The sequence below is a fragment of the Actinomadura fibrosa genome, assembly GCF_900659615.1.
Classification (GTDB): Bacteria; Actinomycetota; Actinomycetes; order Streptosporangiales; family Streptosporangiaceae; genus Spirillospora; species Spirillospora fibrosa.
In genome coordinates this window covers 1-13,466 of record NZ_CAACUY010000234.1, presented here as the reverse complement: position 1 = coordinate 13,466, position 13,466 = coordinate 1, and the positions used below count along the sequence as shown (strand labels likewise).

Annotated in this window: 12 protein-coding genes and 1 pseudogene; 3 read left to right on the top strand and 10 right to left on the bottom strand. The window is 73.6% G+C overall.

Features of this window, described 5'->3' with window-relative positions:
• Nucleotides 1-804, top strand: an 804-nt coding sequence (locus E1300_RS50710; RefSeq protein WP_165503210.1) for a hypothetical protein, incomplete at its 5' end; no start/stop codon positions are given.
• Between the two features lie 107 nt (nt 805-911).
• Here the strand turns inward: E1300_RS50710 and E1300_RS40310 are convergent.
• The 8 genes from E1300_RS40310 to E1300_RS40275 form a co-directional block, all read right to left on the bottom strand.
• Nucleotides 912-1,862 (bottom strand): electron transfer flavoprotein subunit alpha/FixB family protein, encoded by a 951-nt coding sequence (locus E1300_RS40310; protein WP_131762557.1) that lies wholly within the window; start codon nt 1,860-1,862, stop codon nt 912-914.
• A 21-nt stretch (nt 1,863-1,883) separates the two neighbouring features.
• Nucleotides 1,884-2,663, bottom strand: coding sequence for an electron transfer flavoprotein subunit beta/FixA family protein (locus tag E1300_RS40305; RefSeq protein ID WP_131762556.1), 780 nt, complete (start codon nt 2,661-2,663; stop codon nt 1,884-1,886).
• A 277-nt stretch (nt 2,664-2,940) separates the two neighbouring features.
• A complete protein-coding gene (locus E1300_RS40300) occupies nt 2,941-4,383 on the bottom strand; it encodes a protein kinase family protein (RefSeq protein WP_131762555.1) in 1,443 nt (480 codons plus the stop codon).
• Nucleotides 4,384-4,587: 204 nt separating this feature from the next.
• Nucleotides 4,588-6,588: a serine/threonine-protein kinase gene (locus tag E1300_RS40295; RefSeq protein ID WP_131762554.1), complete on the bottom strand. Its 2,001-nt coding sequence runs from the start codon at nt 6,586-6,588 to the stop codon at nt 4,588-4,590.
• A 54-nt stretch (nt 6,589-6,642) separates the two neighbouring features.
• On the bottom strand, nt 6,643-7,548 hold the full coding sequence (locus E1300_RS40290) for a serine/threonine-protein kinase (RefSeq protein WP_131762553.1): 906 nt from the start codon (nt 7,546-7,548) through the stop codon (nt 6,643-6,645).
• A gap of 155 nt (nt 7,549-7,703) precedes the next feature.
• Nucleotides 7,704-8,654, bottom strand: a complete 951-nt coding sequence (locus E1300_RS40285; protein ID WP_131762552.1) for an acyl-ACP desaturase — start codon at nt 8,652-8,654, stop codon at nt 7,704-7,706.
• A gap of 245 nt (nt 8,655-8,899) precedes the next feature.
• On the bottom strand, nt 8,900-9,667 hold the full coding sequence (locus E1300_RS40280) for an SDR family NAD(P)-dependent oxidoreductase (RefSeq protein ID WP_131762551.1): 768 nt from the start codon (nt 9,665-9,667) through the stop codon (nt 8,900-8,902).
• A gap of 133 nt (nt 9,668-9,800) precedes the next feature.
• On the bottom strand, nt 9,801-10,481 hold the full coding sequence (locus tag E1300_RS40275; protein WP_131762550.1) for an NADPH-dependent F420 reductase: 681 nt from the start codon (nt 10,479-10,481) through the stop codon (nt 9,801-9,803).
• A gap of 111 nt (nt 10,482-10,592) precedes the next feature.
• On the opposite strand from E1300_RS40275, the gene E1300_RS40270 reads away from it, so the two are divergent.
• Nucleotides 10,593-11,003 (top strand): winged helix-turn-helix transcriptional regulator, encoded by a 411-nt coding sequence (locus E1300_RS40270; protein WP_131762549.1) that lies wholly within the window; start codon nt 10,593-10,595, stop codon nt 11,001-11,003.
• On the opposite strand, the gene E1300_RS40265 is transcribed toward E1300_RS40270, so the two are convergent.
• Complete coding sequence (locus E1300_RS40265) at nt 10,990-11,772, bottom strand: enoyl-CoA hydratase/isomerase family protein (protein WP_131762548.1); 783 nt, start codon at nt 11,770-11,772, stop codon at nt 10,990-10,992. The genes E1300_RS40270 and E1300_RS40265 overlap by 14 nt on opposite strands.
• Before the next feature lie 103 nt (nt 11,773-11,875).
• Nucleotides 11,876-12,769, bottom strand: coding sequence for an intradiol ring-cleavage dioxygenase (locus tag E1300_RS40255; RefSeq protein ID WP_165503209.1), 894 nt, complete (start codon nt 12,767-12,769; stop codon nt 11,876-11,878).
• 158 nt (nt 12,770-12,927) lie between these two features.
• On the opposite strand from E1300_RS40255, the pseudogene E1300_RS40250 reads away from it, so the two are divergent.
• Nucleotides 12,928-13,466 (top strand): annotated as a pseudogene (locus E1300_RS40250) (ATP-dependent helicase); the annotation flags it as partial.

The window sequence follows — 13,466 nt, the reverse complement described above, 5'->3', positions numbered from 1 at the left end:
AAGGGGGTGCTGGGCGCGCTCGGTGCCAAGGGCGCGGTCGCGATCGCCGGGGGCGCCGCCGTCGTCGCGGCGGGCGGCGCGGCGACGTACGTGGCCGTCGCGCAGGACGATCCGCCCGCGCCGAAACCGGTGGTCGTGCAGCTTGCGGCGCTGAACGAGCCGCAGCAGCGGCTGACCGGCGGCGGGACGTGGCGGGCCGAGGGGCAGATCGTCACGGTCACCGGCATCCGGGACGCCGCGCTCGCCACCAAGGTCAACCAGGCGCTGCGCGCACCGCTCGACCGGCGGTTCGCCGAGAACCGCGGCAAGCTCGGCCAGTACCCGACGGCGTTCACCGATGTCGTGCGGCCGTCGATCCTGCTGCGCAGCGACCGGCTGCTGTCCGTCTGGTACGAGACGGACGTGCGCGGCAACGTCGGCACGGGGTGGAACGCGCCACGAGCCGTCACCGTGGATCTCAAGACCGGCACCGAGTACCGCGCGATCGACCTCTTCCGCTCCCGGGACCGGCGGACGCTCGCGCCCATCGACGGGAAGGTCGCGGCGCGCCTGCCCGGCGGCGTGTTCTGCCAAGGCGACTCGCGGTTCGGGAACGACACCACCCTCGCGAGCCTCCTCGGACCGGACGAGGTCGCCATGGCGCTCACACCGTCCGGCGTGCGGGTCGGCTTCATGGGCGCCCAGCTGGGCTACCCGTCCGCGTGCGGCAAGGAGGTCGCGCAGGTCCCGTACGCGGACGTCGCGCCCATGCTCAAGCCGGACCTGCTGGCAGGCGTGCCCTATCCGTCGCCGACGCGCTCGTAAGCGTCAGGCGAGGGAAAGCCGGGCGGGGGAATGTCGGCCCCGAAACGCCGGACGCCCCGGGCGGTGACATGGTCACCGTCCGGGGCGTCCGCCGGGAGGACAGGCGCTCACTTGCGCTTGTTGATCTCCTCGGTGAGCTGCGGGGCGACCTGGAACAGGTCGCCCACCACGCCGAAGTCGACGAGCTCGAAGATCGGCGCCTCGGCGTCCTTGTTGATGGCGACGATCGTCTTCGAGGTCTGCATGCCGGCCCGGTGCTGGATGGCGCCGGAGATGCCGACCGCGACGTAGAGCTGCGGCGACACCGTCTTGCCGGTCTGGCCGACCTGGAACGAGTGCGGGTACCAGCCGGCGTCGGTCGCGGCGCGGGAGGCGCCGACGGCCGCGCCGAGCGAGTCGGCCAGCCCCTCGATGATCTTGAAGTTCTCCGCGCCGCCGACACCGCGGCCGCCGGAGACGACGATCGCGGCCTCGGTGAGGTCCGGGCGCTCGCCCTTCTCCTCGACGACCCGCTCGGTGATCCGGGCGCCCTTGTCGGCGTCCGACAGCGTCACCGTGACGGTCTCCTCCGCCGGGGTGGCGGCGGACGCCTCGGGGGCGACGGAGTTCGGCCGGACGGCGATGATCGGCGTGCCGTTCTTCACCCGGGCGTGCGAGATGATCGCACCACCGAAGATGGAGTGCTCGGCGACGAAGCCCTCGGCGACGTCCACGACGTCGGTGAGCACGCCGGAGCCGAGCTTGACCGCGAGCCGGCCCGCGACCTCCTTGCCCTCGCCGGTCGCGGCGACGAGCACCGCGGCGGGGGACTTCTCGTTCACGAGCTGGGCGAGCAGGGCGGCCTTCGGCGCGACGACGTAGGAGGTGAGCTCCTCGTCGGCGGCCAGGTACACCTTGCCGGCGCCGTACTCGCCGAGCTTGTCCTTGGCGCCCTCGTAGCCCGGGCCCACCCATACGGCGGCGGCCTCGCCGAGCCGGTTCGCCAGCGTCAGCAGTTCGAGGGTGACCTTCTTGACCTCACCGTCGACGTGGTCGACGAGGACGAGAATCTCAGCCATTGTTCCAATCCCCTTCCTCGGTCAGACGAACTTCTTCGACGCGAGGAACTCGGCGATCTTCGCGCCGCCGTCGCCCTCGTCGGTGATGATCTGACCCTGCGCGCGCGGCGGCGCCTCGGCGAAGTCGACCACCTCGGTGGCGGCGTTCGCCAGGCCGACCTGGGACGCGTCGATGCCGGCGTCGGCGATGCCGAGCGTCTCGACCGGCTTCTTCTTGGCCGCCATGATCCCCTTGAAGGAGGGGTAGCGCGGCTCGTTGATCTTCTCGACCACGGAGACGACCGCGGGCAGGCTCGCCTCGACCCGGTCGTAGCCGTAGTCGGTGATCCGCTGCGCCTTGATCGCCGAACCGTCGATCTCGACCTTGTTGGCCAGCGAGACCTGCGGGACGCCGAGCCGCTCGGCCAGCATCGCCGCGAGCACGCCGGTGCGCGCGTCGGTGGACTCCGCGCCGAGGACGACCAGGTCGAAGCCGGTCCGGCCGAGCGCCTGCTGGATGGCGTACGAGGTCTGCAGCGCGTCGGAGCCGGCGAGGGCGTCGTCGACGAGGTGCACGGCCTTGTCCGCGCCCATGGCGAGCGACTTGCGGATCGAGTCGGTGGCCTTCTCGGGGCCCATGGTGAGGACGGTCACCTCGCCGCCGTGGGCCTCCTTGATGCGCAGCGCCTCTTCGATGGCGTACTCATCGAGCTCGTTGATGACACCGTCCGCGGCAGCGCGGTCGAGCGTGCTGTCATCGGACTTCAGCTTGCGCGGGCTCTCCGTATCGGGAACCTGCTTCACCAGGACGACGATGTTCATGGCCGGTGGCCGACCTCCCTGCACTCAGTTGGCCGCTGGGGTAAGCGGACAGAGGGGCGCCGCCCACGTTGGGTCGACGCGGAAACGCGTTGTCGCTGTCACAGCCTGCCAAACACCCGAACGTGCTTCGGAGTCGGGTCCCCGGTTCGACCGTGCACCACGAATGTTACCCGCCGGTAGGGTACAGGCAAATCCCAGTTCGTGAGACCTTACCCACGTGGCCGGGGGCTTTGCCCCAAGGGAATCGCCCAAAACGGGACGTGACAGACTTCACGCCTCACGGGCTGTGGACGGCGTTCTGCAACCGGTCCACCAGACTCTCCAGGGAGCTCTGCAAGCCGTACATGGGCGCGAAGCTCGGGGTCAGCGTCGCGGCGCCGAAGGCCGCGAGCACCGCGAGCACGCCGAGCACCGTCACCGCGATCCCGATGTACCGAGGCCGCCGCGCGATCCCGAGGAACGCCCGTTCGAGCTGCCGCCGCGGGCCGCCGACGCCCGGCGCCGTCCACAGCACCGCCGCGCCCGCCCCGGCGCCGAGCGCGCAGGCGCCCGAGGAGTCGATCTCCCCGCCGACCGCCGACACCGCGACCAGGGCGAGCGGCACCGCGACCGCGAGGACCGCCGCGTACGGGACGGTCAGCAGCGTCCGCCCGAACGCCCACACCCGCCCGCGGACCGTCGTCGCCGCGACCGCCCGCAGCAGCGTCACCGCGCCCAGGGTGAGGACGAGCCCGACGATCGGCATCATGACCGCGGCACCGATCCCGATCACGACGACCATCGCGGCGAGCAGCCGCGCCCACCCCCGCGCCACGGCGAGCTCATGCGCCTCCACCGCGCCCGTGCCATGCTCTGCGGCATGCCCGGCGCCCCCGGTCGCACCCCGACCGCCCTGGTCACCGCCGGTCACGGTGCCACCGAGGGCCGCGCCTGAAGCGTCGGCCGACACTGCGTTGACCTTGCTGTCGGGGGCGGCGGGGCCCGTGGGCGCCGTGGAACCCTTCCCCGGGCCCAAAGCGGGGTGTGCTTCTGGGGCGGGGCGGGCGGCGGGTATGGCCGGTAGGTCTAGGCGGGCCGCCGCTAGGGCCAGCTCCGCGGCGGACGGACGGGCGGCCGGGTCGGGGTGCGCGGCGGCCTCCACCAGGGACCGCAGGTCGCCGGGCAGGTGGGCGGCCCGCGCGTCGGGCCGTCCGGTGGCCGCGAACGCGACGGTGGCGGCCCAGGCCGGGAGGTCGTCGTGCGCCGCCGCTCCGGCGGTCAGGGCGAAGTCGACGATGACCGGCGCGCCGTCCACCACGAGGACGGTGCCGGGTCCGAGCTCCCCGTGCGCGAGGCCCGCCTCGTGGATGGCCGCGAGTCCCTTGGCGAGGCCGAGCGCCATCCGGCGCAGCTCGTCGCCGCCCAGCGGACCTCGCTCGGCGACGTGCTCGGCCAGGGGACGTCCTGGGACGAAGCGGAAGACCACGTACGGCCGGCCGGACGCGTGCTCACCGTCCAGGACGTCGGCGACGTAGGGGCTGAGGACGCCGCGCATCCGCGCGATGTCGGGCGCCGCGCCCGGGGGCAGGGGCCTGAGCGCCACGTCGCGGCCGTCGGGACCGGCGGCCCGGTGGACGCCGCCGCGGACGCCCCGCCCCGGACCGCCCGCCGGACCGCCGCCCAGCCGCGACAGCAGCCGGTACGGACCGATGTGCTCCTGGTGGCTCGTCTCGCCGCTCATAACGATCGCCACACTACCGAGCCGCCGCCTCCCTGGCCGGGCGGTCACCCGAAGCCGTCGCCCGGCCGAACCGTCCCTCAGGCGAAGCGATGGCCTGGCCGGCACGGGTGCCCAGGGGAAGCCGCCGCTCGGCTGAAGCCGTCGCTTCGCCCGAACGCGTCACGATCGGCTGCTCGCGCGAAGCGGGTCGGTGGGCGGTGCGGCTCAGGAGATGAAGGGGAGGCCGTCGAGGAGGTCGTGGACGTCGCTGCGGAGCTGCTCCAGGTCGCCGCTCATCCCGTCCAGCGGGGTGGTGTCGGGCGGCTGCTTCTGGGACAGGCCGACGAGGACCGCGGCGAAGACGCCGAGGATCAGCGCGGCGGCGAGCGCGGCCTCGGCGCGCGGCAGCAGTGCGCCCCAGACCCGCGCCATCTGGCGGCGCGGCGCGCCGCTGCCCGGGGCGAGGCAGAGCAGGCCGATCACGGCCATAGCCGAGTACGCGATGGCCCGCGAGGACGACATGTCGGACTTCGCGAAGATCAGCACGCCGAGCAGGATGAGCCCCGCGAGGACGCTGAGGCCCGCGAGCAGGGCGGTGACCAGCACGGCGCCCGGCAGGTGCAGCGGGGTCTTGAACGCCGCCGCGACCGCGTCGCCGGAGCGGGGGCCGCGGCGGGTCCGCTTGTCCTCCATGCCCTTGGCGGCCTTGTCGGCCATCCGCAGCACGAGGACGCCGACGATGGTGACGCCGACGGCCAGCAGCGGCGCGATGTTCGCGAACCCGAGCAGCGCGACGAGCACGAGGAAGCTGAGGACGCGGTACCAGCCGTAGGGCTTGCGGGCGTTCTTGTCCCGCTCGGCGCGCGCCCGCTCGGCCTGCCGCCGGACCTCCTGGGCGCGCGGGTCCTGCGCATGCGGGTCGCGGGTCTGCGGGTCGCGGGTGTGGGGATCGCGGACGGTGTCGTACGGCGCGCCCTGCTCCGGGCCGCGCTGGAGGGCGCCCGGCCCCGGCTGCCCGTAAGGCGGCGGATAGTGGCCCTGGTCGTAGCGGGGTTGCGTCCCGTACGCGCCCTGGCCGTAGGTGCGCTGCCCGTACTGCTGCGACTCGTACGGCCCGGGGGCCGGGGGCGGGACGGGCGGCGGCGCGGCTGGCGGGAGCTGGCCGACAAAGTCCTTCGGCTGCGCCGGGACGGGCGCGGGCACCGGGCTCGGCGGCGGCGTCGTGCTTGAAGGCGGCGCGGTGCTGGACGGCCGCGGGGGTTCCGGGGGGACCTGCTGCCCGGCGGTCGGGCCGGGCGCGGGTGCGGGCATGGAGAACTGCCGGGAGTGGTCCGGCTGCTCCAGCGGCCGGGACAGTGGCTGGGACGTCGCGTCCGGGCGCGTGTAGTGCTGGTCGATCCGGGTCTGGTCGGTGAGGGTGGCCTCAAGGTGGATCCGCCGGGTGAGCTGCACCAGGTTGACCGCCGTGGGCCGCTCGGCCGGATGGCGGGCCATCGCCGAGCGCAGCACCGGCAGCATCCCCTCGGGGACGCCGTCCAGGTCGGGCGTGCCCTGCATGATCTTGTAGAAGATCGACTCGAAGGTGCCCGAGCCGAACGGGGGGCGGCCGGTCGCGGCGTAGGCGACGGTGCCCGCCCAGGCGTGCACGTCCGACGGCGGGCCGGCGTCCTCGCCCTCGATGATCTCCGGGGCCAGGTAGCCGGGGGTGCCGATGACCATGCCGGTGGCGGTCAGCCGGGTCGCGTCCGCGGCCTGGGCGATGCCGAAGTCGATCACGACGGGCTCGCCGTCCACCAGCATGACGTTGCCGGGCTTCAGGTCGCGGTGGACGATCCCGGCGCCGTGGATCGCCGACAGCGCCGACGCGAGGCCGACGCCGAGCCGCTGGAGCCCCTGCCCGTGGATCGGCCCGGACTCCTCGACGATCTCCTCAAGGGTGCGGCCGGGGACGTACTGCGTCACGATGTAGGGCTGGTCGGCGGTCACGTCGGCGTCGAGGATCTCGGCGACGTGCGGGCTGTGCACGCGCCGCATGGAGTCGACCTCACGGGCCAGCCGGCGGCGCGCCGTGGCGTCCCCGGCCACCTGGGGGCGCAGCACCTTGATGGCCACCTTGCGCCCTTCGGGGTCGGCGCCGAGGTAGACGACGCCCATGCCCCCTTCCCCCAGGGTCTGGAGCACGCTGTAGTGGCCGATTCGGTCCCCGGACGTGACAACCCCCTTCATCGTTTACGAAACCCTACCTTCGCCCGTGCCGCCTGGAAGATCTAACCGGGCCCTTCACGCCGGTACCGCCTGGCCGCCTCCCGCCACCGTCCCGGCGTGCGGCGGGACCGCGGGCCGCGCCGGGGCGGCGGGTTCCGAGGGGACCGCGGGGCGCGCCGGGGTCTCGCCCGTCGTCTCGCCGGTGTGCAGCGCGCCGGCGAGCCACCTGGCGGTCGGACGGGCGCACGGGTCGCGGCGCAGCGCCATCCGGACCAGCCGCGCCAGCGGCTCCGGGACGCCGTCGAGGTCGGCCTGCCCCCGCAGGATCCGGAAGCACACGCCGTGCAGCGAGCCCCGCCCGAACGGCGGCCGTCCCGTCGCGGCGTAGGCGACCGTGGTCGCCCACGAGAACACGTCCAAGGCGATGGTGGCGCGCTCCCCCTCGATGAGCTCGGGCGCCATGAAGGCGGGCGTGCCCACGACCATGCCGCGCCGGGTGATCTGCTCCGTCCCCGACTCGTGCGCGATGCCGAAGTCGATCAGCGTGGGGCGGTCGCCGTACACGATCACGTTGCCGGGCGCGACGTCGCGGTGCAGGACGCCCGCGTCGTGCACGTCCGCGAGGGCGAGCGCCAGCCGCCGGGCGAAGCGGGCGAGCCGGTCGCCGGTGAACGGGCCGTAGGCCGGGACGAGGTCGTTCAGCGGGGTGCCGGGCACGTACTGCATCACGACGTACGGGCGTTCCGCGGAGATCTGCCCGTCCAGCAGCCGCGCCACGTAGTTGCTGCGCACGCGCGCCTGCGCGGACAGCTCCCGGGCCAGCCGGGCGATCGCCTCGGGCTCGGTGGTGAACTCCGGGAGGAGCTCCTTGACCGCGACCTCGCGGCCCTGGGAGTCCATCGCGAGGTGCACCACGGCGGTGCTGCCCCGGCCGATCTCGTCCAGCAACCGATACCCGCCCAGCCGCCGATGCGTACCCATGACCCTTTTGACGCCGGAAACCGGGCTCGCGTTCCTGCCAGAGGCCGATCAAGGCCAGCCCGGTTCGACGCCGCCGCCCGCGGCGCCGGTTCCACGGGAATGATCACGAATGCGTCGCGGCGGCCGGCGCCGCCCCGAGCCGGGTCGGGGCGGGGTCAGCCCTTGCGGGCGGCCTGGCGGGCGCGGCGCTCCTCGCGGCGCGTCTCGAACTTGGTGGCGGCCGCGTCGAGCTGCTCCAGGAACTCGGCCAGCTCCTCGCGGGCCTTCTCGCCGTCGCCGTTCAGGTCGGTGCGGTCGAAGACGTTCCACTTGCGCAGCACCGGGATCAGCACGTCGTCGTGGTGCAGCCGCAGGTCGTAGATGCCGGCGTTCGCGATGATCACCGACTTGCGCAGGAAGCCGTCGATGCCGGCGCCCGGCATCTCGAACGCCTTGACGACGTCGGTGATCGCCTTCATGGTCTCGTTCGGCGCGATCTCCAGCGCGGCGCCCAGCAGGTTCCGGTAGAAGATCATGTGGAGGTTCTCGTCCGCCGCGACGCGCGCCATCATCTGCTCGCAGATCGGGTCGCCGGACGCCTTGCCGGTGTTGCGGTGCGAGACGCGGGTCGCGAGCTCCTGGAACGCCACGTACGCGGCGCCGTGCAGGAACGAGTCGCCGTGCGTCGCCTCGTACCCCTGCTCCATGTGGCGCATGCGGGCGCGCTCCAGCGCGACCGGGTCGACCGCGCGGGTCACGGTGAGGTAGTCGCGGATGACGATGCCGTGCCGGTTCTCCTCGGCCGTCCACCGGTTCACCCAGGTGCCCCAGGCGCCGTCCCGGCCGAACACCCGCGCGATGGCGTTGTGGTAGCCGGGCAGGTTGTCCTCGGTGAGGAGGTTCACGATCAGCGACTCGCGCGCCTCGGTGCTGAGCTTCGACTGCTCGAGCGACCACTCCTCGCCGCCGAGCGGGCCGTCGAAGTCGCGGCCCTCGCTCCACGGGACGTACTGGTGCGGAAACCATTCCTTGGCCATCGACTCGTGGCGGTCGAGCTCCTTGGCGACCACCTGCTCCAGTTCGAGCAGCAGACCGGTCTGGAACGTGTCTTCGGGCGTCAGGGACATGCGCTTCCTTCGCTGGACGAGGGGTTCTCCGGACGGTGCCGCCGCACCGCGGCGCGGACTTTCTCGGTGCCCAGCAGGCCGAACTCCAACCTACTCAAGCGTAGGTTCGATCGTCGCCAGTGAGCCCGACTCCCGTCAAGTCACCCCGGTCACAAGCAACCCAGGGCCGGTTTTGTAGATCCGCGCGAAATACCGTCTCACGAATCTGCCTGCGGAGACGGCTTCCGGGTCCCGCCGGAGCCTGGTTACCGGCTGCCGGCGGCCTGGTGCCACATGCGGTTCACCGCGGCCCTCAGCAGGGGCCGCGGGACGAGCCGCAGCGCGGGCAGCGCCGCCTTGTACTGGGCGCCGGGGACGCTCAGCGCCCGTCCGGCCGACACCGCCTCCAGGCCGGCACGCGCCACGTCGTCCCGGCGGAGCCACAGCAGGTTCGCGGGGGCGTCGTCCTCCGTCCGGGTGAAGCCGGGGCACAGCGCCGTCACGTGGACGCCCTTCGCGGCGACCTCGGCGTGCAGGCTCTCGGAGAACGCGATGACGTACGCCTTGGTCGCCCCGTACGTCGCGCTGCCCGGCGACGGCGTGAACCCCGCCATGGACGCGACGTTCAGCACGCCGCCCCGGCCCCGCGCCACCATCTCCGGCACCGCGGCGTGGGTGAGCCGCACCAGGGCGGTCACGTTCAGCTCGATCTCCGCGAGCTGCTCCTCCAGGGACAGCTCCGCGAACGCTCCAAACGCGCCGTAGCCCGCGTTGTTCACCAGGAGCTCGACCGGGTCGGCGCGCAGCCGCCGCTCGACCTCGCCGCGCTGCTCCGGGTCGGTCAGGTCGGCCGCCAGCACCTCCACCGCGACCCGGTACCGCTCGACCAGCTCGCGGGCCAGGCCGTCCAGCAGGTCGGCGCGGCGGGCCACGATCACCAGGTCGGTGCCGCGGCCCGCCAGGAGGCGGGCGAAGCTCTCGCCGATGCCGCTGGACGCGCCGGTCACCAGCGCGGTTCGGTACGCCTGTCGCATGGCGGCCGATGGTATCGGCCGATCTTGGCCGGGCCGGGCCGCCCTGCCGAACCTGCTCGGGCACGATCGGATAACCCTCACATCTAGGACATGTCTCGACGCCGCCCGCCCCGCCGACTCCGAAAGGCCGGCCCTAGCCAGGCAGCCCCGACGTGCGGCGGGGATCGCCGCCCGCGTACTCGGGCGGCGGCAGCATGGACGCCGGGTCCTCCCCGGCGACCCAGAGGCCCACGAAGAACGCCGTCGCGGCCTCCAGCAGCGCCGCGCGCTCCAGCCCTCCCCCGTCCAGCGGGACGCAGCCGAGGGCGGTCACCAGTTCCCGCACCACCGCCAGCGCCTCCGCGTCGTCGCCGCAGAGCGGGACGCCGAGGGGACGTCCGCCGAACTCCGGCGGTGTCATGCGCCACACGCTCTCGTGGCAGGTGCTGAACGCCTTCACCACGCGCGCGCCGGGCGCGAGGTCGGCGACGCGGCGGGCCACCGAGGGTCCGCCCGCGGTCTTCAGCCGCTCGAACGGTGGCTCCATGGGGTTGACGCAGTCGATGAGCACCCGTCCCGCGAGCGTCCCGTCCGGCGCGCCCGCCTGCCGGAGCGCGTCCTCGACGCCCTCGTACCAGACCGCGAGCAGGACGGCCTCGCCGAACTCCGCCGCCTCCCGCAGCCCGCCGCCAGACGTCCGGCCGCCGATCCGCTCCGCCAGCGCGACCGCCTTCGCGGGCGTCCGCGCCCCGATCCGCACCTCGTGGCCCCTCCGCGCCCACTGCGTGGCGAGCGCGTCCGCCATGTTCCCCGCGCCCAGTACTCCGATGCGCATGCCGACCTCCCGGGCCGTCCGTCGATTACCGTCGGACGGGACGCTAGGCAATCCGTTGCGCACCTCCCGGTGCCCAACGGACGGGGCAGGATCCAGGATCGAGGGGGCACCATGGCGGGCGATCCCGACCACGGCGGCGAGTTCATCGCCGACTGCCGGGCCCGGCTCGGGTTCGACCTGCTGTCCGGGACGTGGACCAGCGTGGTGCTCTACGCGCTGCGCGACGGTCCGCTGCGTCCGGGCGAGCTGCGGCACCGGATCGGCGGCATCAGCCAGAAGGTGCTCACCGAGACGCTCCGGCGGCTGGAGCGGGACGGCCTGGTCGAGCGGCGGCGCTACGCGGAGGCGCCGCCGCGCGTGGAGTACGGCCTGACCGGGCCGGGGCGCGGGCTGCTGGACCCGATCATGGCGCTCGGCCGGTGGACCGAGCGCTACGCCGACGAGGTCCTGGACGCGCAGGACCGCGCCCTCCGCGACCAGGACCGTGCCCTCGACCCCCCGGCGGGGGTCAGCGGCCCGTGAACTTGGCCTTGCCGGGGCCCTCCTCCATGAAGCTCTTCATCCCGGCCGCCTGGTCCTCGGTCGCGAACAGCGCCGCGAACTGGACGCGCTCGATCTCCAGCCCGGTGTCGAGGTCGACCTCCAGGCCCGCGTCGATGGCCTGCTTGGCGGCGCGCAGCGCGATCGCCGGGCCGCCCACGAACGTGGCCGCCCACTCGCGCGCCGCCGTGTAGACGTCGGCGTCGGGCACGACCCGGTCGACCAGCCCCATCGCGAGGGCCTCCGGGGCCGCGACGTGCCGTCCGGAGAAGATCAGGTCCTTGGCCCTGGACGGCCCGACGAGCCGGGTCAGCCGCTGCGTGCCGCCCGCGCCCGGGATGATGCCGAGCTGGATCTCCGGCTGCCCCACCTTGGCGCCCTCGCCCGCCACCCGGAAGTCGGCGGTCAGCGCCAGCTCCAGCCCGCCGCCGAGCGCGTAGCCGGTGATCGCCGCGATGACGGGCTTCGGGATGCCGGCGAGCGCCTTCGCGAAGTCCTGGAGCAGCCGCGAGTGGCCCGCCGACATCTCCGCGTACGACATCGGGGCCATCTCCTTGATGTCCGCCCCGGCCGCGAACACCCGCTCCCCGCCGTAGATCACGACGGCGGCGGCCCTCTCGTCCTGCGTGACCTCCCGCGCCGCCTCGATCAGCTCCCGCTGCATCTGCGCGTTCAGGGCGTTCATCTTCGGACGGTCCAGCCTGATGGTCGCGATGCCGTCCTCGACCTCGACCCGTACGAACTCGCCCACGGCGACCTCCCAGCATCCTCGGCGGCGGAAACGTCCCGAGCCTAACGAGGAGGCGCCCCGGACCCGCCGCCGGGAGACCGTCCCGGCGGCGGGCCCTAGCCGATCAGACCGCAGCGGGGGTTGCGGCCGGATCGACGCCTACGGTGATGGTGGCCAGCAGGCCCTTCTCGATGCGGCCCTTGTGCAGGGGGCGGATCGTCAGGAGGCCGGAGCCCGCCTGCTTGTAGATGCCGTCCTCGTCGAGCTTCACCCGTGTGACCGTGTTGTCCTTGTACGGGGACAGCGCGGCGATCTTCTCCGCGAGCTCCTCGGCGAAGAAGAACTGGCCGGTGTGGCTGACGTGCCCGCCGGTGTAGGTCTTCTTCTCCCGGTCCACGGTCCCGCCGACGTGGACCTTCACGTGGATGTGCAGCGCGCGGCCCTGGTACCAGCCAGGGTAGATGGTGCGGATCTCGGCGACGCCGCGCTGGTTCGCGAGCTGGACGCCGCGCAGGAACGTCAGATCGTTCGTCGGTTCGGCGTGCCCGCCTCCGCCTCCGGGAGGGGGCCCGGTGGGCGTGCCGGTGGGCGGCGGTCCCGTGGGGGTGCCGGACGGGGGCGTCGGGAGCGTGTTGCCCTCGTAGCCGGAGTAGACGCCGCCCGCGTCGCAGTGCCAGATGTCCATGGCGGCGCGCGGGAGCGGGCGGCACGTCTTCGCGTCCACGATGGACACGCGCAGGACCAGCGGAACGCCCGGACGGTCCTCGGTGATGTCGCGCCGGACCATCTCGTAGTCCAGGTAGTACGGGCCTTCGGTCACCTCCGGGGACAGCACGCACACAGGCCGCGTCCCGCCGGACGCGCCTACCGCGGGGGTCGCGGTGCCGCCCTCCGCGCCGCCCGCGAGGACGACGCCTCCGGCCACCGCGCCGACCGTGCCGAGCCCCACACCGCCCATCGCGGTAAGCGCCGCCCTGCGGCTCACACCGCGGGCTTCCTTCGTCTCGCCCTCTGCCATCGGGAGCCTCCTCGTGGGATGGGAAGAGAGACGCGGGGAGCCAATCCAGGGCGGATGAAGAGGCGATTGCGCCCGTATGAGAATTCCGTGAGCAAGCGTGCGGGCGGCCGCGCGAGGGACGGACGGAACGTCCGAGGCTGCTGGTAGCTTTCGGGACCATGCTCGTCGCACACGCCACCTGGCATGGCGGTGCGCTCTGCCTCTGGGCCGAACGCACCGGCCCGCACGAGCCCGCACCCGGCGTCCATCCGTTCGCGACCCGCGACTTCGCCGGCACGTCCTACGAACCGCTCGTGCGCGGCGCCTTCCGGGTCGAGCTCGACATGTCGCTGCCCAGCGGATCGTCGCCCGGCCGCGGCGACCATCCGCTGCCGTCCGCCGAGCTCGGCCCCGAGCCGGTCGAAGGCGAACCCGAGCTGCGCCCGTGGCGCGTCCCGGCCCTCGTCCTGGAGCCGTTCCCGGCGATGGCGCTGCTCCAGGCCGCCGAGCACGCCGGTGACGTGGTCCCCGGCACCGACCTGCGGTTCCTGTGCGTGCTCGCCGACGAGGCCGTCCGGCTGGCCCGGCGCGGCCAGGTGCTGCCCGCCCTGCTGCGCGAGGACGGCGACCTCGTGGCGCGCTGGCGGCCCGTCGTCGACGACCCGGCCCGCTTCCGCGCGCTCGCCCGCGCGATGCCCGCCGCCTGCCGCGCCGCGGG